This is a genomic window from Micromonospora coxensis (assembly GCF_900090295.1).
GTDB lineage: Bacteria > Actinomycetota > Actinomycetes > Mycobacteriales > Micromonosporaceae > Micromonospora > Micromonospora coxensis.
In genome coordinates this window covers 4,200,708-4,219,703 of record NZ_LT607753.1, presented here as the reverse complement: position 1 = coordinate 4,219,703, position 18,996 = coordinate 4,200,708, and the positions used below count along the sequence as shown (strand labels likewise).

Sequence of the window (18,996 nt, the reverse complement as noted above, 5' to 3'; positions counted from 1 at the left end):
CCGGCCGCTCAGGAGCCGCCGGTGACCACGACCGGACGGTCCCCGGCGGTGACGCCGCTGAGCCGGGTCGAGGAGGCCCACTCCCCGGCCAGCGTCCGGTCGGGGCGGACCCGGGCCAGCACCCCGCCCCGGTCGACGTAGGTGGCGACGGTCGAGCCGCTCCACGCCACCGCGCCGCTGACGGCCGGACCGGCGGCCCGCGCGGTGAGGCCCGGACTGGTCAGGTCCACCAGCAGGGCGCCACCCGTGCCCCCGGAGCCGTTGACCAGCAGCCAGCGGCCGTCGGCGGAGACCGCGCCGAGGCCGTCGCCGGTCGGGGCGGCCCCGCAGCCGGTACGGGCCGGCTCCAGCGTCGCCGGGTCGAGCAGGGCCAGGCAGGACCGGCGGGAGTCGGCGGCGGGCACCCGGGCGGCGAGCCGGCCGTCGGGCCGCACGCCGTAGACGTCGAGGACGTCCCGGTCGGCGGCGGGCAGCGGCCCCGCGCCCGGCTGCCAGAGCAGGTGACCGCCGTCGCGGGCGCGCACCAGCAGGCGGTCGCCGACGAAGCGGACCGGCACCGCGTCGGCCACGCCGGTGGTGCCGGTGGCGGCGACGAGTTGCCGGCCGACGAGGCCGGCCACGTAGAGGCCGTCGCCGTCGCGCCAGCCCACCCGCCGCCCGTCGGCGGTCAGGGCGATCTCCTCCGCGCCGGCCAGCAGCACCTGCGGCGACTCGCCCGGGGGTACGACCCACAGGGTGCGGCCGCCGGGCGTGCGGGCGGAGACCACCAGCCAGCCGCCGCGCTCGGGCAGTCGCTGGGCCCGCTCGACCGGGCCGAGCCCCAGGTCGTGCCGTTTGCCGTCGGCGGTGAGCAGGGCGCCGCCGACGACGAGTTCCGCCTGGCCGTCGGCCGGTGGGGAGTCGGGTGCCGGGGCGACCGGCCAGGACGAGGCGGCGACGGTCGGACCGCCGAGCACCACCACGGGGGTGCTGACCCGGCCGGGGTGGTCGCTGAGCTGAGCCATCCCGGCGGTGAGCGCCGAGGTGGCGACCATGGCGAGGCCGACCCCGGTCAGCATGCGCCGGCGTCGGATGCGCCGGCCCTGCCGGATCGCCAGCCCCGCCGGGTCGACGGCCAGTGGTGGGGGCGCGGCGACCCGGCGGGACAGGGTCTCCCGCAGCGCACCTTCCAGGTCGTCGCGCGTCACAGCTGTGGAACGCTCCGGACCGCCGGTCCGGTTGTCGGCCCGGGCGGTCATCGTGCCTCCCCGCCGACCGTGGCCGTCCGGGTCCGGCCGGCTCCGACCGTCGGCGCCCCGGCGGGCTGCCCGCCGCGGGCCGGCACCGGGGTCGGTGTGCTCCGCCCGCTGTGGACCGGGACCGGCGGCGACGTGCGGCCGTCGGCGTCCACCGGGACCGGCGCGGGCGGGCGGCCACCGTCGTGGGCGTGCGGGTCGAGGGCGGCCGGGCGGCCCGACCGCTGCGGCGGCGGGGGTTCGGCCGGCGTGCCGGGCCGCACCCGGGCTGGGCGGGCAGCCGGGGCCGGGGCCGGGGCGCTCGTCCGCCGCTCGTCCGGCAGTTCCAGGGCCGCCTCCTCGCCGAGCCGGCGGCGCAGTGTGGCCAGGGCCCGGGAGGTCTGGCTCTTCACCGTGCCCGGCGAGATCTCCAGCAGGGCGGCGGTCTGCGCCTCGGACATGTCCTCGTAGTAGCGGAGCACCAGCACCGCCCGTTGCCGGGCGGGCAGCGCGCTCAGGTGCCGCCAGAGCACGTCCCGGTCTAGCTGCTGGGCGATCTCGTCGACGCCGGCCCGCTCGGGCAGCACCTCGGTGGGGCGTTCACCGTGCCAGCGCCGCCTCCACCAGCTGGTGGAGGTGTTGACCATGACCCGCCGGGCGTACGGCTCGACGGCCTCGATCCCGCCGAGCCGCTTCCAGGCCAGGTACGTCTTGGTGAGCGCGGTCTGGAGCAGGTCCTCGGCGGTGGCCCAGTCCCCGGCCAGCAGGTACGCGGTGCGCAGCAGGGCGCCGGAGCGGGCCGCGACGAACTCGCGGAACTCCTCCTCCAGCGGGTCCCGCTCGCCCACCGCTCACCTCCGTGCCCTGTCGTCCCTGGCAGGGTGCCATGACCGCGGCGGCGGGGTCGACGGCGATTGGTTCGCAGTTGCTCCGACGGACGGACGAAAACCTTCAGGCGCCGTCGTCGGCCTTCGCCTCGTCGGCCTCCTTGCCCAGCCGCGCCTCGACCGCCTGCGGCTCGTACATCTCCTCGACGACGCGCAGGTAGAGCTCGTTCGGGTTGGGCAGGTTCTTGATCTCGCGCAGCGCCTGCTCCTGGCCGGCGGACTCCAGCACGAAGGTGCCGTAGTTGAGCGCGCGGCCGGTCGGGGACTGCTCGTACTTCATGTCGGTGACCCGGGTCAGCGGCATCATGGCCACCTTCCGGGTGATGATGCCGTTGACCACCATGACCCGCTTGTTGGTCAGGATGAAGCGGTCGTACCACCAGTCGGCGACCTTCCAGGCCACCCAGCCCATCACCGCGAACCAGAGCAGCACCGCGATGGTGGTGAGGGCGCCGACGTCCTGGCCGGCGAGGAAGCCGGATAGGTAGCCGAGCACGAAGGTCGCGGCGATGCCCACGATGATCGGTGTGGTGAGGTGGACCCAGTGCCGCTTCCACTCGCCCCGGTACCGCTCGGTGGGGAAGAGGTAGCGGGCCACCAGCGAGCTGGGCTCGTCCTCCAGCGGCAGCACCCGGCGGGGCGCCATGCCCTGCGCGTCGGCGCGCAGGCCGGCCAGTTCCTCTTCGGAGATGGTGGGCGGCTGGTCGGGATCACCCACCCAGGCCCGCCCGGAGCGCCCCTCTCCCGGATAGCCGGGGCCGACGCCGTAGCCGACGTCGTCGGAGAGGAACGGACCGTCCGACATGCCCGGACCCGGCCCGGGGTTCGGCGCGTCGTCGGGCCGGTACCTCGGGATCGGTTCGGTGTCCCGCTCCCGACGCTCCCGGTCCGGGTCGTCGGGGTCGAAGGGGGGTCCGGAGGGGCTGCCCATCGACGGTTAGGCGACCAGGCTGGTGAAGAAGTCGCCGAAGCCCTGGGCGATGTCCATGATGCCGCCGCCGAGCGACTTGAAGACGTCTGCGGCGGAGTTGGGCCGGTACGCGACAAAGAAGATCAAGAACGCGATGCCGGCCCAGGTGAGGACCTTCTTGACCATAGCGGGCCATCCTCTCGCGCGGCGCCGGGTCCGATTACCGCAGCGGCACCCAGAGTATCAGTCTGGTGTCGTACAGTGAATATCTGCGTCCGTTCCCCGACAAGCCCGGCAGGGTCACGCCTTGCCGTGCAGGTACGGGGACGGTGCGCCGTACACGAGCTCGGGCGGAGTCCACTCGGTGAGGTCGTGCAGGACGACATCTTCCGCGAGGAGGTGACCCGCGCTCGCCGGCCAGGCTATCGCATGGAGCCACATTCCCCGAGCCTCGCCGGCGTACGCGCTTCGATCCGTGGCCGAATCCACGAGCCACAGTGGAGTCGGATGCCCGGCCACCTTGATCCGGGCGGGCTCGACGTGCTCCGGGTGGCCCAGCCCCGCCCCCGGCCCGGTCAGCGCCTCGGCGAGTTCCGGCCCCGGGTCCGTTCCGGACACTCCGGCGAAGCGGGTGCCCAGCCCGACGCCCGGCTCCTCGGCCACCAGGACCAGGTCGGCCGGCCCACCGCCGAGCGGCGCCGGCCCGGCGCAGGCGACCGCGGTGGCCCGCACCCCGGTCGCGTCGTCACCGGCCCAGGCGACCCCGGTCACCGTCCAGCCCGGCGGCAGCGGCCACGGGCACCACAGCGGTACGCCCGGCCGCTCCGCCGCCCCGTCGGCGGCGACCCGGTCGACCACGCTCGCCACGATCTGACCGTCGATGTGCTCGGGCACGTGCAGCGGCGCGACCGGCCCGCACCGCACGCAGCGGGACTCGGCGTGCATGAGGTCCGGAGACCGCACCGGCCCGCCGCATCTGGGACAACTCACCACGACACTCACCACCCCACCGTCACCCCGGCGCCGGGCGCCGTCAAGCGGAGCAGCCGTTTCCACCGCCCACGGGACCACTCCCAACCGAGTGGACGATCGGGCCGGCACGGAGGGTGACGCCCGTCACCCCGGGCGGTGACGCGCGTCCCTCAGGCCGGCGGCGGGCCGGCGTGGGCGCGGATCCAGGCGTGCATGGCGATACCGCTGGCCACCCCGGCGTTGATCGACCGGGTCGAGCCGTACTGGGCGATCGAGAAGAGCTGGTCGCAGGCGGCGCGGGCCGGGTCGGAGAGGCCCGGCCCCTCCTGGCCGAACAGGAGCACGCAGCGCCGGGGCAGGGTGGTGGTCTCCAACGGCCGGGAGCCCGGCAGGTTGTCGATGCCCACCACCGGCAGGCCGGCCCCGGCCGCCCAGTCCACGAACTCCTCGATCGTCGGGTGGTGCCGGACGTGCTGGTAGCGGTCGGTCACCATGGCGCCCCGCCGGTTCCAGCGGCGCAGCCCGACGATGTGCACCTCGGCGGCGAGGAAGGCGTTGGCGTTGCGGACCACCGTGCCGATGTTGAAGTCGTGCTGCCAGTTCTCGATCGCCACGTGGAAGTCGTGCCGGCGCTCGTCGAGGTCCGCGACGACGGCCTCCCGCCGCCAGTACCGGTAGCGGTCGACCACGTTGCGCCGGTCGCCGTGGGCGAGCAGTTCCGGGTCGTACCGGGGGTCGTCCGGCAGGTCGCCGGGCCACGGGCCGACCCCCACGTCGAGCTGGTCCTCGGTCACGGTCACCAGAGGGTACGCAGCCTCGGGCGACCGCCCGACGTCACCCTCGTCATCGCAGTTCCAGGGCGTCGCCGAGCCGGTGGAGGAAGCGCCGGTCGGCCGGGCCGGTGAGGTCGTCGGCGTGGCACACCCGCACGGCCACCGACTCCAGCCACTGCCGGTACGCGGCCGAGTCGGCCGGGTCGGCGCGCCGGCGCAGCACCCGTACCGCCGCCCGGCAGGCGGCCAGCAGGTCCACCAGGTCGGCGAGGCGGTCGGCCGGGGCCGGCGCGCCGTCGTGCCGGGCGTAGATCGCCGCGACGACGGCCCGGACGAGATCGCTGTCGAAGGCCCGGCCGGCGGCGACCGCGTCGAGTCCGGCGAGTCCGGCGGCCACCCCACGGGGCGGACGGCCCGGGGTGGGCGAGGCGGCGGCCACGAGCACCCGGCCGGGCAGGGTGGTCAGCAGGTCCCACTCGGCGGCGGAGTAGACGGCGGTGGTCAGCGGTGCGGCACGGCGTCCGGCAGAGGGCGGCTCTCCGGCGAGGGAGTGGCTCATCTGAAGACCTCCGGCGTCAGCATAAGCCGCCGGGAGCGGCCCGGGCCCCGTCCCCGCCGGTTCGGCGGGGACGGGGCCCGGGGTGGGGCGTGGGGCCGTGCTCAGCGGGGCTCGGGGAAGCTGGGCCGCTCCGGGTCGACGCCGTCGGGCGCCGCCGCCACGGCGTACTCCTTCTTGGGCACCATCACCTTGCGGCGGAAGACGCAGACCATGGTGCCGTCCTGGTTGTAGCCACGGGTCTCCACCGACACGACGCCCCGGTCCGGCTTCGAGCCGGACTCGCGCTTGTCGAGCACGGTGGTCTCGCCGTAGATGGTGTCGCCGTGGAAGGTCGGGGCCACGTGCCGCAGCGACTCGACCTCCAGGTTGGCGATCGCCTTGCCGCTGACGTCCGGCACGGACATGCCCAGGAGCAGCGAGTAGATGTAGTTGCCGACCACGACGTTGCGCTTGAAGTGGGTCGCCGACTCGGCGTAGTGGGCGTCCATGTGCAACGGGTGGTGGTTCATGGTGAGCAGGCAGAAGAGGTGGTCGTCGTACTCGGTGACGGTCTTGCCCGGCCAGTGCCGGTAGACCGCGCCGACCTCGAACTCCTCGTAGTAGCGGCCGAACTGCATCCTGGTCCCCTTCGACGGGCGGCGACGAGTTCGCCACAGCATGCCTTACCGCTTGTTAAGGAGGCACCGGGGGCGCTGGCCGGGCGGAAATGTCACACCGGGCGCTGCCTGGGGGGAGACGCAATGAGCGGCGGGGCCCTCCCCGGCACCCGCCGCCCACGCTCTGATGCCCAAGATTCTGCCCCACGAGCACGACACATCGACAGAGACGGACATCACATTTATCTTTTTGTTACATCACCCTGAGTGACGATCTCACTGGACAAAAGCGATCTCCGCAGGCCGGATCCCTGCTTGTCAACCCCCAAGTTACCGATTCGTAGCCTTCTATCGTGCGGATCTCCTTGGAAACGCTCCCATCACGTCACGTTACGCAAGTGCGTGATGCATTTGCGTTCCGCACCACGGGACGGACAGATGTGTCTCGATGAAGTCGCAGGCCCGGGCCGCCGACGTCGTCCGGTTTCGGCCCTCGCGGGTCGGGAATTCAACCGGGACTGCCCTGGTTCTACCGGACGGAAAACAATCCGCGCTGATCGGAGAGTGCAATGGCAACGGTTGAGCTGACCACGGCCAACTTCGACGAGGTGACCGAGAGCGACGGCATCGTGCTCGTCGACTTCTGGGCCGAGTGGTGCGGCCCGTGCAAGCGGTTCGCCCCGGTCTACGAGCGCTCCTCGCAGAAGCACCCGGACATCGTCTTCGGCAAGGTCGACACCGAGGCGCAGCAGGAGCTGGGCGCCAAGTTCGACATCCGGTCGATCCCGACCATCATGGCGATCCGGGACGGCGTGATCGTCTTCGCCCAGCCGGGCGCGCTGCCCGAGTCCGCCCTGGAGAACCTGATCGAGCAGGTCCGGGCGCTGGACATGGACGACGTCCGCAAGCAGCTGTCCGAACACAAGCACTGAGCATCCCGACCCCGGCCGGGCCCGCCGCACCGCGGGCCCGGCCGTCGGCATGCCCGCCCGCCCCTCGCCCGGGAGCGCGCACGGTTTGCGGCGAGTCGCGGTGTCCTCGTGGCGGAACACCGCGACTTCGCCGCAAACCGCGTGGCCGCTCGGCCGGCCGCGACCGTACGGCCGGGGCCGACACGCGGACTGGTCACCGGCCGTGCGGGGGACCCGCCGGAGAGCGCCGATCCCGTATCGTCACGATCCGATGGAGACGTTGACCCCCCGCGGTCGCGCGGCCCGGCTGGGTGCCACCGCGCTCGGCCTCGCGCTGCTGCTCGCGGGCACGCTCTGGGGCGTCGACGACCACTTCCCGTTCGGCCCCTTCCGGATGTACTCCACCTCCGAGCCGGCGGACGCGCCCGCCCCCGACACCCGGGTCGAGGGGGTGGACCGCACCGGCGCCGTGGTCGCGCTCGGCCAGGACGCCACCGGCATCCGCCGGGCCGAGATCGAGGGCCAGCAGGACCGGTACGCCGCCGACCCCAGCCGGCTGCGCCGGGTCGCCGAGGCGTACGCCGAACGCCACCCCGACGCCCCCGAACTGGTCGAGGTGCGGATCGTCATCCGCTGGTACGGCATCCGTCAGGGCCGCCCGACCGGCGGGTGGACCGACGAGACCGCCGTGCGCTGGCAGGCGTCCCGATGATCCGCTGGCTGACCGAGCCGGTCCCCCGGGGCCGGATCGCCGCCTTCCGCACCCTGGTCTACCTCTTCGTCGCCGCCGATCTGGTGATCTTCACGCCCTGGGTGCGCACCCGGGTCGACGTCCCGGGCGAGCTCTACCAGCCGCTGCTGATCGGCCGGCTGCTGCCGCTGCCGACCCCGACGCCGGGGCTGGTCGCGGTGGTCTTCTGGGCCCTGCTCGCACTCGCCCTGCTCGCCGCCACCGGCCGCGCTCCCCGGCTGCTCGGCTGGACGGTCTTCGCGCTCTACTTCCAGTGGATGATCGTCGCGATGAGCTACGGGAAGGTCGACCACGACCGGTTCGCGCTGCTCGTCGCGCTGGCCGCCCTGCCCACCGCCGGCCGGGCCCGGCACGGGGACCCGACCCGCTCCGAGGCGGGCGGCTGGGCGCTGCGGGTCACCCAGATCGCGGTGATCTGCACGTACTTCCTGGCCGCCTGGGCCAAGCTGCGCTTCGGCGGGCCGGACTGGGCGACCGGGTCGGTGCTCGCCCGGGCGATCATCCGGCGCGGCACCGACCTGGCCGACCTGATCGCCCAGGTGCCGTACCTGCTGATCGTGGCCCAGTTCGGCATCCTCGCCTTCGAACTGCTCAGCCCCCTGGTGTTCCTGCTCCCGGAGCGCTGGCGGCACGCCACGATCGGCTTCTTCTACTCGTTCCACGTCGTCACCATCGCGACGATCACCATCTCGTTCGCCCCGCACCTGGTGGCGATGACCAGCTTCCTGCCGCTGGAGAAGCTCCGCCCGCTCGACCGGCTGCGCCGGCTCCGCCGGCGGGATCCGCCGAATCCGGTCGACCACACGGCGGGGCAGGCCGTCACCACCCCGGTCGACGACGTGCGCGCCACGCCGCTGCCCCAGTCCTAGCGGCGGATCCTCCGCACGGCCCCGCCACCGGCCGTCCGCCGCCCGGGGCCGATCCGCATCGACCGGCGGCGGAACTCCCCGAACGGTCCGGGAGCACCGCGTCGGCTTCCGGCCACGGAGACCGCCACCGATCCACGCCTGCCCCCGGGGACCCGTCCAGGGGGCCGCTGGCCGTACTGTCGCGGGCGGGACCGATCGATGTGCCGCAGCCGCCGCCGCCCGCCGACGCGTCCCGGGAACTGCTCCAGACGCTGCTCACCGTGCTGTCGGCGCGGTGGGCGTCCGGCCCGGCCGGACGGACGCACCCGACGGGAGAGCCTGTGCAGACGACGTCGCCCCGACCACGGCGTACCAAGGCCGTCGTCGTGCTGGACCTCGCGGCCACGGTGCCCACGGCGATCCGGCGGGCCCTCACCGGCCGGGGCGACGGCTCACGGCTGCTCGGCTGGTCGGTGCTCGCCGTGCTGGCCGTGGTGGTCGCGGCGGTGCTGCTGGTGGCCTCGGTGCTGCGCGACCCGGAGCGGCTGGCGCCGGCCGCCCAGGACCCGGCCCCGCCCGCCGGAGCGGTGATCGTGCCCGAGCCGGTCGCGACCCGGGACACGGCGGGACCGGCCACCCCCAGGGCGTCGGTCTCCGCCCGCCCGTCGTCGGGACCGCGACGGTCGACCCCCGCCCGCCCGTCGCCCGCCGGGACGCCGGACGGCACGCCGCCGTCGCGCCCCACGACGCCCGCGCCGGCGGCGTTGGGCGCCGACTTCGTCATCGAGAGCCCGCAACTGCTCAGCTACGGCGCCGCAGTGACGATCAACAACCCGGGGGCCGTCCCGGCGACCGGTTGGACGCTGGTCGTGACGCTGCCCCGGGACTCCCTCGACGTCACCCACGTCGACGGCGCCCGCGCCACCCAGAGCGGTGCGACGTGGACGTTCGTCCCGGACGACACGACCGGCCTGGTGGCCGGGCAGGGTCAGGTCCGGGTGACCTTCCGGGTCACCGGGCCACCGCAGACCTCCGCGCCGACGGCCTGCACCGTGGACGGGACCGCCTGCGGAGGGGTCGCCGGCTGACGGCCGTCCCGCCGCCCGTCACGGCAGGCCGACGACCGTCCCACCACCGGTTGCGCGGTGGGATCGGCCGGCCCGGGTACGCCGTGCCGGGCCGCGCGGGCGGACGGCCGTCGGCCGGTCAGTCGCGGCGGGCGGACGGCACGGCGCAGGCGGCCGTGCCGCCGGGCAGCCGGTGCCGGTTGCGGGCCACCCAGCGGTACGCGGGCCAGGCGGCGAGGCGGACCGGCGGGATGCGCAGGCCGGCCCCGGCGACCCGCCAGAGCGCGCCGCTGTCGCCGAGGAGCCGGGCGATCGCGTCCGGCCCGGCGGCCCGGGAGCCGTCGGCGCCGACCCACTGCACCGCCTCCTCGCACTCGGCCTCGGTCAGCCCGAGCGCGTCGAGGTCGGCGAACTGCCAGGGCACCACCCGGGCGGTGGTCGGGATGCGCCGCTCGATGAACTCGGCGCACCGGGTGCAGAACGCGCAGTCCCCGTCGTAGACGAAGGTCGACCTCTCCATGGGTCCATCCTCCACCCGGCGGCCGGCCGGCGGGGACCGGTGTCCGGAGGGTCACTTGCGGATCGTTCGTACGCATGTTCGAATACCTCCATGCGCTGGGAGAACCTCTCCGCTCCCCCGGACGAGGGGCATCCCGACGGGTCGGCGCCGGCGACTCCACCCCTGCCGCTGGCGCTGCCCGGCGCGGTGGCGCGCACCTTCGACACCCCCGGCTTCGCCGGGATGACGTTCTACGAGGTGCGAGCCAAGTCGATCATCAACCGGGTCCCCGGCACGTCGCAGGTGCCGTTCGAGTGGACGATCAACCCGTACCGCGGCTGCACTCATGCATGTAGATACTGTTTCGCCCGCAATACGCACACCTATCTCGATCTCGACGCGGGGGCGGACTTCGACCGGAAGGTGATCGTCAAGGTCAACGCCGGGGAGCTGGTCCGCCGGGAGCTGGCCGCGCCGCGCTGGCGGGGCGCGCACGTCGCGATGGGCACCAACGTGGACTGCTACCAGCGGGCCGAGGGGCGCTACCGGCTGATGCCGCCGATCATCGAGGCGCTGCGGGACTTCGCCAACCCGTTCTCCATCCTCACCAAGGGCACGCTGATCCTGCGGGACCTGCCGCTGCTGCGACAGGCCGCGGCGGTGACCCGGGTCGGGGTGTCGTACTCGGTGGGCTTCGTCGACGAGGCGCTGTGGCGGACGGTCGAGCCGGGCACGCCGAGCCCTCGACGACGGCTGGACGCGGTGCGCCAACTGACCGACGCCGGCTTCGAGGTCGGGGTGCTGATGGCGCCGATCCTGCCCGGCCTCAGCGACAGCGACGACTCGATCGAGGCGACGGTGTCGGCGATCGCCGCCGCCGGCGCCACCAGCGTCACCCCACTGGCGCTGCACCTGCGCACCGGGGCCCGCGAGTGGTACGCGCACTGGCTGGCCCGCGAGTACCCGCACCTGGTCCCCCGCTACCGCCGGCTCTACCGGGCCGGCGCGTACGCGCCGCAGGCGTACCAGCGGGAGCTGACCGCGCGGGTGCGGATGGCGGCCCGCCGGCACGGGCTGCACCGGGCCGAGGGCGGCGACCAGCGCCCGCCGTCACCGGCACCGCCACCGCCGGCCGCCGAGCAGCTGTCGCTGCTGTAGTCGGGCGCGCGGGCGGTCGTCCGAGGGCCGGGCCCCGGGTCACCGGGCTAGAGTCGGCGGATGCGTAGCGCTCAGCAGATCCTCGCCGAGTCGGCCGTGATCGCCGTCGTGGGCGCGTCCCGCGATCCCCGTAAGGCCGCGCACAGCGTGCCGTTGCAGATGCAGCGGTACGGCTGGCGGATCATCCCGGTCAACCCGACGGTGGACGAGCTCTTCGGCGAGAAGGCGTACCCGTCGCTGGCCGACATCCCGCACCCGGTGGACCTGGTGGACGTGTTCCGGCCGGCGCAGGACGCCGTGCAGGTGGTCCGGGACGCGGCGGCGATCGGCGCGCCGGCGGTCTGGCTCCAGCTGGGCATCGTCTCGGCCGAGGCGCGGCGGATCGCCGAGGAGGCGGGGATGGACTACGTCGAGGACCGCTGCCTGATCGTCGAGCGCGCCGCCGCCGGACTGACCCGGCTGGGCTGAGCCGCCGGGCCCCGCCGCGAACTGCGTCGCGGGGCTGACCGACGGGCAACGGTCGATCCGGCGGCCGGCACCGCGGGCTACGCCATCCCGTCCGGGCTGCTGTTCGGACCGGTCCCGCCCGTCCGAGGACGCGGCGGCCGGTCAGGATGCCGGTCGGTCGGCGTCGAAGATCAGGTCCAGGTGGGCGTCGAGCGCCGCGAGCGCGGCCTCCGGCCCGACGTGCCCGCCGAGCAGGTAGACGCCGAGTCCTTCCATCAGGGCCAGCAGGGCGGTCGCGGCGGCGTCCGGGTCCACTTCCGGACGGGCCGTGCCGGCCGCCTGCGCCGAGCGGATCTGGCCGGCGATGAAGGCCAGCATCTCGGCGGTGTCCTGGTGCAGCCCGGCGGAGACGGCCGGGCGTACCGCGGTGTAGGCCAGGAACGCCAGGGCGACCCGGCCGTCGGCGCGACGGGCCTCGTCGAGCGGGAGCAGCTCGCCGAGCAAGGTCCGCAGCAGCGTACGCGGGGACGGGGTGGGCCCCAGGGCGGTGAGCGCGGCGGTCACCCGGGCCTCACCGTGCTCGCGTACCACGGAGAGCGCGAAGGCCATCATCTCGTCCTTGGTACGGAAGTAGTGCTGCACCATCCCCGACGAGACGCCCGCCTCGGCCGCGACGTGCCGGAGGCTGACGGCCTCCAGCCCGTGCTCCGCCGCCACCCGCATCAGGGCGTCGGCGATGAGGGTGCGCCGCTCCCGGTGGTCCACCCGCTTCGGCATGCGCCCATGATTTCACAGTGCGACTGCATTGACACGTACCCGGGCAGCTTTTACATTGCGACTGCAACGTGAAACCGGGGAAGGGCGGCTCGACATGCGGGAGCACCACCGACCGGCCGTCGCGCCGCTGCTACGGCGTGCGGTCGCCTACGAGATCGGCATGTGGCGCAGCCTCTACCGCTGGATCCTGCGCCGCCCTCTCGCGCTGCCACCGCACACCCAGGCGTTCGGCTATTTGGGCGTGGTGAAGCCGATCCTGGGCGTGTTCATCGCCCTCTCCGCGATCGAGATCCCCGTCTTCGACCTGATCATCCGGCGCACCGTGCCGTGGGAGTGGGTGCGGCACGTCGTCCTGGCCCTCGGCGTGTGGGGCCTGCTCTGGATGATCGGCCTCCTCGCCAGCCTGCGCCTCCACCCGCACCTCGTGGGCCGGGACGGGCTGCGGATCCGCAACGGCACGACCGTCGACATCGCCCTGCCGTGGGCGGCCGTCGCCTCCGTCACCGCCGGCTACCGTTCACTGCCGTCCAGCCGGACGATCCAGGTCGAGCAGGGCGAGGCCGGGACGGTCCTGAACGTCTCGACCGGCAGCCAGACCAGCGTCGACGTGGTGCTCCGCGAGCCGGTCGCCGTACCGCTGCCGAAGGGACCGAGCGCGCCGGTCACCGAGATCCGGATCTACGCCGACGACCCGCACGCGCTGGTCGCCCGGGCCCGCGAGCACCTGGCAGCCGCCCGCCCCGGCACGCGGCGCTGAACCGGCTGGCGGGCCGGAGCCGTTCGACGGCCGGTGACCGGCGGGCCGGTCAGAGCTTGTACTCCTTGAGCAGACCCCGGGAGATGATCGTCTTCTGGATCTCCGAGGTGCCCTCGCCGATCAGCAGGAACGGGGCCTCCCGCATCAGCCGCTCGATCTCGTACTCCTTGGAGTAGCCGTAGCCGCCGTGGATGCGGAACGCCTCCTGGACGACCTCGGCGCAGTACTCGGAGGCGAGCAGCTTCGCCATGCCGGCCTCGACGTCGTTGCGCTGGCCGGCGTCCTTGAGCCGGGCCGCGTTGACCATGAGGGCGTGCGCGGCCTCGATCTTCGTACCCATCTCGGCGAGCTTGAAGGCGACGGCCTGGTGCCCGGCCAGCGGCTTGCCGAAGGTGCGGCGCTGCTGGGCGTACGCGACGGCGAGTTCGAAGGCCCGGATGGAGATGCCGCAGGCGCGGGCGGCGACGTTGACCCGGCCGACCTCGATGCCGTCCATCATCTGGTAGAAGCCGCGGCCGACCTTGTCCGCGCCGCCGAGCACCGCGCTCTCCGGGACGGTCACGCCGTCGAGCACCATCTCGGTGGTCTCGACGCCCTTGTAGCCCATCTTGTCGATCTTGCCGGGGATGGTCAGGCCGGGCGCGGTCTCGCCGAAGCCGGGCTCCTTCTCCAGCAGGAAGGTGCTCATGTTGCCGTAGACGGAGTCGGCGCCGGTGTCGGTCTTGACCAGGGTCGCCACCACCGAGGAGTACGCCCCGTTGGTCAGCCACATCTTCTGGCCGTTGAGCACGAAGTTGTCGCCGTGGCGGACGGCCTTCGACTTGATCGCCGAGACGTCGGAGCCGCACTCCGGCTCGGACATCGAGAACGCGCCGCGCACCTCACCGGTCGCCATCCGCGGCAGCAGCCGGGCCTTCTGCTCCGGCGAGCCGTGCTGGGAGATCAGGTACGCCACGATGAAGTGGGTGTTGACGATGCCGGAGATGGACATCCAGCCGCGCGACAGCTCCTCGACGACCAGGGCGTAGGTCAGCAGGGACTCACCGAGCCCGCCGAACTCCTCGTCGATGGTGAGGCCGAAGAGGCCCATCTCGCGCATCCCGTCGAGGATGTCGGTGGGGTACTCGTCGGCGTGTTCCAGCCGCTGCGCGTGCGGGATGATCTCCTTGTCGGCGAACTCCCGGACGGTTTCCAGGATCGACCGCTGCACGTCGGTCAGGCCGGGCGTCTGGGCGAGTCGGGCCATCTCAGCCTCCGGGGGATCGGCGCATTACTCATGGGTAACTGAACGCTCGGTCAGTATCGGCCCCCGGGGCTGCCGCGCCAAGGTGACCAGTCCACACAACCGCTGTGAAAAGGTTCACCGCTGCGGGTAGCGTCCGCAAGGGAGAGGCGCTTCGACCTGCGGCGGAAGGGGTGAACGGCGATGAGTCAGCCACCGTCCGAGGAGCCGGGGCGACCGCGCTGGGAGCAACCCGGGCAGCGCTGGGGCGAGACCCAGCCCGAGCAGCCACCGTCGCCGTACGAGCCGCCCGGCGGGACCGGCGAGCAACAGCAGTGGAGCCAGCCGCCCTCCGGGCAGCCGTGGGGACCACCGGAGCATCCGTGGGGTCAGCAGTCCGGCCAGCAGCAGCAGTGGGGGCAGCAGCCGCCGTACCCGCCGCAGGGGCCGTACGGGCAGTACGGACCGCCGCAGGGTGGCGGCGGCCCGAACACCCTGGCGATCCTGTCGCTGGTCCTCGCGTTCGTCTTCGCCCCGGCCGGGATCGTCCTGGGCCACCTCGCCAAGCGGCAGATCAAGCGCACCGGCGAGGAGGGCGGGCAGCTCGCCACCTGGGGACTGGTGCTCAGCTACGCCTTCACCGTGATCGGGCTGCTGGTCTGCTGCGGCTGGCTGATCTTCGCGGTCTGGGCCGGCTCCGGCGACGGCACCACCTACTGACCGGCTCGATCAGCGGAACTGCGCCTCGCGGACGCTGTTGCCGCCGTCCACCACCAGCATCTGCCCGGTGATGTACGAGGCGGCCGGCGAGCAGAGGAAGGCGATCGCCGCGGCGACCTCGTCCGGGGTGCCGGGGCGGCCGACCGGCGTACCCATCCCCTGCTTGATCTCGGCAACCGTGGAGGCGGCGGTGTAGATGGTGCCCGGGGCCACCGCGTTCACGGTCACCCCGTCGGCGATCATCTCCATCGCCAGCGCCCGGGTCAGCCCGACCACGCCCGCCTTCGCCGCCGCGTACGCCGCCTCGGTGGGCAGCGCGTTCACCGGCCCGGCGGTCGCCGACAGGTTCACCACCCGCCCCCAGCCGCGCTCGGCCATCCCGCCGATGAAGGCCCGGCTGCACAGGAAGGCGGTGGTCAGGTTCCGGTCGATCTCGCCGCGCCACTCGTCGTAGCTGAGCTGCGCCACCGGGCGCAGCACCTCCGGGCTGGCCCGACTCGCCAGGCCGGCGTTGTTGACCAGCACCTCGACGTCCCCGAGCTGCTCGGCCACCGCGTCGGCGAGCGCGCCCACCTCCGACTCGTCGGTGAGGTCGGCGACGAACCCGGTCACCCCCAGTTCGCCGGCCCGCTCGTGGATCCGGCGGGTGGTGGAGACGATCGCCACCCGGGCGCCCAGGTCCGCCAGCCGGCGGGCGGTCGCGTACCCGATTCCGTCGGGGCTGCCCGCTCCGGTGACCAGGGCCACCCGGCCGTCCAGGCGCATGGTCACCGGCTCCGCGAGCGGGGCCGGCTCGTCCTGGCCGGGGACCGTCGCGGCGGGGACGGCACGGGTGCGCCGGGCCAGCCCGGGACGGCTCACGTCCCGCCTCGGTCGGCTGCCGGACCGGTCGGCGCCACGCGCGTCGATAACCATGCCGCGATCCTGCCCCCTCGGGGCGGCCCGGGCAACGCGGCACCACGGGGGCCGCGGGTTTGCTCCGGCCTGACTACCCTGACGGCGCACCTACACGCGACGGAGAAGACCAGATGACATATCCCCCACCTCCCGGCGGCGGCTGGAGCAGCCCGTCCAGCGACCCGACCCTGCCGGTCAGCGGCCAGCCGATCCCGGCGCAGCCGACGGGCAAGGACCCGTACGCCCCGGCGGACCCGTACGCCGCCGCCGTGCCGCCGCAGGCGGCGTCGGTGGACCCGTACGCGCCGCACGGCTACCCGCCCCCGGCGGGCTACCCGGGGTACGGCTACCCGCCCGCCCCGCAGACCAACGGACTGGCCATCGCCGCGATGGTCGTCTCGATCCTCGGCGCCCTCGGCCTCTGCGGCTACGGGATCGGCGGCTGGATCGGGCTCATCGGCGCGATCCTCGGCCACGTCTCCCGCAAGCAGATCCGGGAGAAGGGCGAGGGCGGCGAGGGCTTCGCCACCGCCGGCATCATCGTCGGCTGGATCTCCACCGTGATCGCGTTCCTGGCCACCATCGCGATCATCGTGTTCGTCGTCTGGATCGCCAACCAGGACACGTCGAGCTACGACAGCACCACCTACTGACCGCCGACCGCCGCCCCGGGCGACCGGGGCGGCGGCGTACGGCTCACTCCGAGGGCGGGGTGAAGCTGGAGGTGCGGGTCATCCCGGCCGCGCGCCCCTTGGCGGCGATCACCAGGGCCATCTTGCGGGACGCCTCGTCGATCATCTCGTCGCCGAGCATCACCGCGCCGAGCTTGCCGCCCTTCTCCGAGGTGTAGTAGTCGTACGCGTCGAGGATCAGCTCCGCGTGGTCGTAGTCGGACTGGGCCGGCGAGTAGACCTCGTTGGCGGCGTCGATCTGACCCGGGTGCAGCACCCACTTGCCGTCGAAGCCCAGCGCCGCCGAGCGCTTGGCCACCTCGCGGAACGCGTCGACGTCGCGGATCTGCAGGAACGGGCCGTCGATGGCCTGCTTGTCGTGCATCCGGGCGGCCATCAGGATCCGCATCAGGATGTAGTGGTACGGGTCACCCGGGTAGTCCGGGATCAGCGCGCCGACCACCAGCGACTTCATGTTGATCGAGGCCATGAAGTCGGCCGGGCCGAAGATGATGGTCTCCACCCGGGGCGACGCGGCGGCGATGGCGTCGACGTTCACCAGGCCGGCGGCGTTTTCGATCTGCGCCTCGATGCCGATCCGGCCGACCTCCAGGCCGAGGGTCTTCTCGATCTGGGTGAGCAGCAGGTCCAGCCAGTGCACCTGCTCGGCGTTCTGCACCTTCGGCAGCATGATGCAGTCGAGGTTCGCGCCGGCGCCCTCGACCACCTCGATGACGTCCCGGTAGGTCCACGGCGTGGTCAGGTCGTTCACCCGGACCACCCGGGTCTTGCCGGACCAGTCGCCCTCGTTGAGCGCGGCGACGATGTTCTTGCGGGCGTCCGGCTTGGCGAGCGGGGCGACCGCGTCCTCCAGGTCGAGGAAGACCTGGTCGGCGGGGAGGCCCTGGGCCTTGCCGAGCATCTTGACGCTGGAGCCCGGCACGGCGAGGCAGGACCGGCGGGGGCGACCGACAGCGGCCATGGATGCGCTCCTTCCAGCGTCCGGCGGGCACGCCGACGCCATGAAAAGTGAAATCCGAGAACTTAACGATCCCAAAGGGCGTTGTGACGCCACGGTAACCTCGTGCCGTGACCGGGGTGAATGGACCTGTGGAAGATCTCACTGGACGCCGGATCGTGGTGGTGACCGGGGCCAGCTCCGGCATCGGCCTGGCCGCGGCGGTGGCGCTGGCCCGCCGGGGGGACCAGGTCGTGCTGGTCGGGCGGGACCCGGCCCGACTCCAGGCCGCCGGCGACCGGGTACGCGAGGCCAGCGGCGAGCGACCCGAGCTGTTCCGGGCCGACTTCGCCGTCCTGGACGACGTGCGCGGGCTCGCCGAGCGGCTGCGCGCGGCGTACGACCGGATCGACGTGCTCGCCAACAACGCCGGGGCGATCGTGCTGGAGCCGCTCACCACGGTGGACGGGTTCGAGCTGTCGATCCAGGCCAACCACCTGGCCCCGTTCCTGCTCAGCAACCTGCTGCGCGACCGGATCGGCCGGATGGTGGTCACCGCCTCCGGGGCGCACCGCAGCGGGGTGCTCGACCCGGACGACCTGAACGCCCCGCTGCGCCGCTACCGGCCGATCCAGGCGTACGGCACCAGCAAGCAGGCGAACATCCTGTTCACCGCCGAGGCGGCCCGGCGCTGGCCGGACGTCGAGTCGTACTGCTTCCACCCCGGGGTGGTGCGGACCCGGTTCGGCGCGGACAGCCGGATCGTCGCCCTCGGCATGCGGATCATGCCGTTCCGCAGCCCGGAGAAGGGGGCCGAGACGCTGGTCTGGCTCGCCCACCAGGACTCGTCCCGGCTCGTCGCCGGCGCCTACTACGCCGACCGGCGGCTGCGCCGACCCTGGCCCAAGGCGGCCGACCCGCAGCTCGCCGCCCGGCTCTGGACGGCGAGCGCCAAGGCCGTCGGCGTCGACGCGTGAGCGGCCTGCTGCTGGTGGCCCTCGTCGAGTTCTCCCTCGACGACCCGGAGGCCTCCCGCCGGTACGAGGACGCGGCGCTGGCCCTGCTCGGACGGCACGGCGGGCGGGTGGAGCGCCGGCTGCGCAGCACCGACGGCTGGACCGAGGTGCACGTGCTGCGGTTCGACTCGCGGGCCGGCTGGGAGGCGTTCCAGGCCGATCCGCAGCGGAGGGCCCTGCGGGCCGCGCTCGGCGACGCGGCCCCGACCGCCCGCGTGATCGAGATGCGCGAGGTCTGACCCGCCGGGTCGCCGCCGGGCAGGCGCGCGGCGGTCGCCGGGACCGGCACGGCGTCGGCGGGCGCCGGTTCGGGGCGGGACGGCCCGCCGCACCACGACAGGTCGGCGAGGTTCCCTCCGGGACCGGCCTCCCCGGCGTCTGTCGGG

At 73.6% G+C, this 18,996-nt stretch carries 24 protein-coding genes; 11 read left to right on the top strand and 13 right to left on the bottom strand.

Going from position 1 to position 18,996, the window contains the following annotated elements; translation table 11 throughout:
- Positions 1 to 8: 8 nt before the first annotated feature.
- From GA0070614_RS19355 to GA0070614_RS19325, 8 genes are all read right to left on the bottom strand, one after another.
- Positions 9 to 1,187: a hypothetical protein gene (locus GA0070614_RS19355; RefSeq protein ID WP_231933334.1), complete on the bottom strand. Its 1,179-nt coding sequence runs from the start codon at positions 1,185 to 1,187 to the stop codon at positions 9 to 11.
- A 47-nt stretch (positions 1,188 to 1,234) separates the two neighbouring features.
- Positions 1,235 to 2,062, bottom strand: a complete 828-nt coding sequence (locus GA0070614_RS31200; protein ID WP_231933333.1) for a SigE family RNA polymerase sigma factor — start codon at positions 2,060 to 2,062, stop codon at positions 1,235 to 1,237.
- Between the two features lie 103 nt (positions 2,063 to 2,165).
- A complete protein-coding gene (locus GA0070614_RS19345; protein ID WP_088977290.1) occupies positions 2,166 to 3,032 on the bottom strand; it encodes a PH domain-containing protein in 867 nt (288 codons plus the stop codon).
- Positions 3,033 to 3,038: 6 nt separating this feature from the next.
- Complete coding sequence (locus GA0070614_RS30615) at positions 3,039 to 3,197, bottom strand: hypothetical protein (protein ID WP_007455302.1); 159 nt, start codon at positions 3,195 to 3,197, stop codon at positions 3,039 to 3,041.
- Positions 3,198 to 3,311: 114 nt separating this feature from the next.
- Positions 3,312 to 4,001 carry a DUF6758 family protein gene (locus tag GA0070614_RS19340; RefSeq protein WP_331715089.1) on the bottom strand — a complete coding sequence of 230 codons (690 nt, stop codon included), beginning with the start codon at positions 3,999 to 4,001 and terminating at the stop codon, positions 3,312 to 3,314.
- Between the two features lie 152 nt (positions 4,002 to 4,153).
- Positions 4,154 to 4,777, bottom strand: a complete 624-nt coding sequence (locus tag GA0070614_RS19335; RefSeq protein WP_088979520.1) for a TrmH family RNA methyltransferase — start codon at positions 4,775 to 4,777, stop codon at positions 4,154 to 4,156.
- A gap of 49 nt (positions 4,778 to 4,826) precedes the next feature.
- Positions 4,827 to 5,315 (bottom strand): hypothetical protein, encoded by a 489-nt coding sequence (locus tag GA0070614_RS19330; protein WP_088977288.1) that lies wholly within the window; start codon positions 5,313 to 5,315, stop codon positions 4,827 to 4,829.
- A gap of 101 nt (positions 5,316 to 5,416) precedes the next feature.
- Positions 5,417 to 5,932 carry a MaoC family dehydratase gene (locus tag GA0070614_RS19325; RefSeq protein WP_088977287.1) on the bottom strand — a complete coding sequence of 172 codons (516 nt, stop codon included), beginning with the start codon at positions 5,930 to 5,932 and terminating at the stop codon, positions 5,417 to 5,419.
- A 548-nt stretch (positions 5,933 to 6,480) separates the two neighbouring features.
- Here GA0070614_RS19325 and trxA point away from each other — a divergent pair.
- The 4 genes from trxA (at position 6,481) to GA0070614_RS19305 (ending at position 9,509) form a co-directional block, all read left to right on the top strand.
- The gene (gene trxA, locus GA0070614_RS19320) at positions 6,481 to 6,843 is read left to right on the top strand and encodes a thioredoxin (protein WP_088977286.1); all 363 of its coding nucleotides are present in this window, start codon (positions 6,481 to 6,483) and stop codon (positions 6,841 to 6,843) included.
- A 250-nt stretch (positions 6,844 to 7,093) separates the two neighbouring features.
- Positions 7,094 to 7,534, top strand: coding sequence for a hypothetical protein (locus GA0070614_RS19315; protein WP_088977285.1), 441 nt, complete (start codon positions 7,094 to 7,096; stop codon positions 7,532 to 7,534).
- On the top strand, positions 7,531 to 8,442 hold the full coding sequence (locus tag GA0070614_RS19310) for an HTTM domain-containing protein (protein WP_157745044.1): 912 nt from the start codon (positions 7,531 to 7,533) through the stop codon (positions 8,440 to 8,442). The genes GA0070614_RS19315 and GA0070614_RS19310 overlap by 4 nt, the downstream gene beginning before the upstream one ends.
- A gap of 200 nt (positions 8,443 to 8,642) precedes the next feature.
- Positions 8,643 to 9,509 (top strand): cellulose binding domain-containing protein, encoded by an 867-nt coding sequence (locus GA0070614_RS19305; RefSeq protein WP_088977284.1) that lies wholly within the window; start codon positions 8,643 to 8,645, stop codon positions 9,507 to 9,509.
- Positions 9,510 to 9,627: 118 nt separating this feature from the next.
- Here GA0070614_RS19305 and GA0070614_RS19300 read toward each other — a convergent pair whose 3' ends face one another.
- Positions 9,628 to 10,008: a thiol-disulfide oxidoreductase DCC family protein gene (locus GA0070614_RS19300; protein ID WP_088977283.1), complete on the bottom strand. Its 381-nt coding sequence runs from the start codon at positions 10,006 to 10,008 to the stop codon at positions 9,628 to 9,630.
- A 90-nt stretch (positions 10,009 to 10,098) separates the two neighbouring features.
- Between GA0070614_RS19300 and GA0070614_RS19295 the strand changes: the two genes are divergently transcribed.
- Positions 10,099 to 11,145: an Rv2578c family radical SAM protein gene (locus GA0070614_RS19295; RefSeq protein WP_088977282.1), complete on the top strand. Its 1,047-nt coding sequence runs from the start codon at positions 10,099 to 10,101 to the stop codon at positions 11,143 to 11,145.
- A gap of 60 nt (positions 11,146 to 11,205) precedes the next feature.
- Positions 11,206 to 11,613: a CoA-binding protein gene (locus tag GA0070614_RS19290; RefSeq protein ID WP_088977281.1), complete on the top strand. Its 408-nt coding sequence runs from the start codon at positions 11,206 to 11,208 to the stop codon at positions 11,611 to 11,613.
- A gap of 141 nt (positions 11,614 to 11,754) precedes the next feature.
- Here the strand turns inward: GA0070614_RS19290 and GA0070614_RS19285 are convergent, their stop codons facing one another.
- Complete coding sequence (locus tag GA0070614_RS19285; protein WP_088977280.1) at positions 11,755 to 12,369, bottom strand: TetR/AcrR family transcriptional regulator; 615 nt, start codon at positions 12,367 to 12,369, stop codon at positions 11,755 to 11,757.
- A 94-nt stretch (positions 12,370 to 12,463) separates the two neighbouring features.
- On the opposite strand from GA0070614_RS19285, the gene GA0070614_RS19280 reads away from it, so the two are divergent.
- Positions 12,464 to 13,126, top strand: coding sequence for a hypothetical protein (locus tag GA0070614_RS19280; RefSeq protein WP_088977279.1), 663 nt, complete (start codon positions 12,464 to 12,466; stop codon positions 13,124 to 13,126).
- A 49-nt stretch (positions 13,127 to 13,175) separates the two neighbouring features.
- Here the strand turns inward: GA0070614_RS19280 and GA0070614_RS19275 are convergent, their stop codons facing one another.
- Positions 13,176 to 14,372, bottom strand: coding sequence for an acyl-CoA dehydrogenase family protein (locus GA0070614_RS19275; protein ID WP_088977278.1), 1,197 nt, complete (start codon positions 14,370 to 14,372; stop codon positions 13,176 to 13,178).
- A gap of 180 nt (positions 14,373 to 14,552) precedes the next feature.
- On the opposite strand from GA0070614_RS19275, the gene GA0070614_RS19270 reads away from it, so the two are divergent.
- On the top strand, positions 14,553 to 15,068 hold the full coding sequence (locus GA0070614_RS19270; RefSeq protein WP_088977277.1) for a DUF4190 domain-containing protein: 516 nt from the start codon (positions 14,553 to 14,555) through the stop codon (positions 15,066 to 15,068).
- 9 nt (positions 15,069 to 15,077) lie between these two features.
- Here the strand turns inward: GA0070614_RS19270 and GA0070614_RS19265 are convergent, their stop codons facing one another.
- Positions 15,078 to 15,983 (bottom strand): SDR family NAD(P)-dependent oxidoreductase, encoded by a 906-nt coding sequence (locus GA0070614_RS19265; protein WP_088977276.1) that lies wholly within the window; start codon positions 15,981 to 15,983, stop codon positions 15,078 to 15,080.
- 113 nt (positions 15,984 to 16,096) lie between these two features.
- Here GA0070614_RS19265 and GA0070614_RS19260 point away from each other — a divergent pair, with 113 nt between their 5' ends.
- Positions 16,097 to 16,618, top strand: a complete 522-nt coding sequence (locus GA0070614_RS19260) for a DUF4190 domain-containing protein (protein WP_088977275.1) — start codon at positions 16,097 to 16,099, stop codon at positions 16,616 to 16,618.
- A gap of 43 nt (positions 16,619 to 16,661) precedes the next feature.
- Here GA0070614_RS19260 and GA0070614_RS19255 read toward each other — a convergent pair whose 3' ends face one another.
- Positions 16,662 to 17,618, bottom strand: a complete 957-nt coding sequence (locus tag GA0070614_RS19255) for an HpcH/HpaI aldolase/citrate lyase family protein (protein WP_088977274.1) — start codon at positions 17,616 to 17,618, stop codon at positions 16,662 to 16,664.
- A gap of 128 nt (positions 17,619 to 17,746) precedes the next feature.
- On the opposite strand from GA0070614_RS19255, the gene GA0070614_RS19250 reads away from it, so the two are divergent.
- Positions 17,747 to 18,571 (top strand): SDR family NAD(P)-dependent oxidoreductase, encoded by an 825-nt coding sequence (locus GA0070614_RS19250; RefSeq protein WP_088977273.1) that lies wholly within the window; start codon positions 17,747 to 17,749, stop codon positions 18,569 to 18,571.
- Entirely contained in the window at positions 18,568 to 18,849 is a 282-nt protein-coding gene (locus GA0070614_RS19245) for a DUF1330 domain-containing protein (protein WP_088977272.1), read from the top strand. The genes GA0070614_RS19250 and GA0070614_RS19245 overlap by 4 nt, the downstream gene beginning before the upstream one ends.
- The last annotated feature ends 147 nt before the right edge of the window (positions 18,850 to 18,996 follow it).